The organism is Mesorhizobium sp. M2A.F.Ca.ET.067.02.1.1, assembly GCF_004023285.1.
Classification (GTDB): domain Bacteria; phylum Pseudomonadota; class Alphaproteobacteria; order Rhizobiales; family Rhizobiaceae; genus Mesorhizobium.
The window spans coordinates 1-796 of record NZ_RZSB01001288.1 but is presented as its reverse complement, the minus strand read 5'-3'; the positions used below and the strand labels follow the sequence as shown (position 1 = coordinate 796).

The following is a 796-nucleotide window of genomic DNA, read 5'->3' as shown; positions in this document are numbered from 1 at the left end:
ATAATTCGCTGCGGGCGCTCGCTTCCGACCTTGGCTACCTCGAGGCCTGGTGTCTGGCCGCCACCGGTTTTGCGCTGCCCTGGCCGGCGCCGGAGGCGCTGCTGATCAAATTCGTCGCCCATCATCTGTGGGATCCCGTAAGACGGGAAGCCGACCCGGCGCATGGGATGCCGGAAGACGTGGCTGTAGCGCTGAAGTTGGCGAAGCTGCTGCGTGTCGACGGCCCGCACGCCCCCGCCACCGTGCGTCGGCGGCTGTCGAGCTGGTCGACGCTGACCAAATGGCGTGGGTTGCACGGAAATTTTGCGGCCCCGGGCCTGCACAGCGCCATCAAGCTGGCCGTGCGCGCCAGCGCCCGACCGCGCGGCCGCAAGAGCAAGAAAGCCGTGACCGCCGACATTTTGACCGCGCTCCTAAAAGCCTGCGGCGGCGACCGTCTCGTCGACGTCAGGGATCGCGCGATCCTCATCACCGCCTTCGCCTCCGGCGGCCGGCGTCGCAGCGAAATTGCGGCGCTGCGCGTCGAGCAGATCGTCGAAGAGGAGCCGGTACCCACCGATCCCAAGGCTCCCCACGGCGAAAAACTGCCGTGCCTGTCGATCCGGCTCGGACGGACCAAGACGACACAAGCCGACAGCGACGCCTTCGTGGTGCTGATCGGCGGTCCGGTGCGGGTCCTGCGGGAGTGGCTGGAGCGTGCGAACATCAGCGAAGGCGCCGTGTTCCGCGGCATCGACCGTTGGGGCAATCTCGAAAAGCGGGCCCTGACGCCGCAGGCGGTGAACCTGATTCTGAA

1 protein-coding gene is annotated in these 796 nt (G+C 67.3%); it reads left to right on the top strand.

The annotated features are described in order from the left end of the window. Positions 1–796, top strand: a 796-nt coding sequence (locus tag EOA28_RS37355; RefSeq protein WP_128315918.1) for an integrase, incomplete at both ends; no start/stop codon positions are given.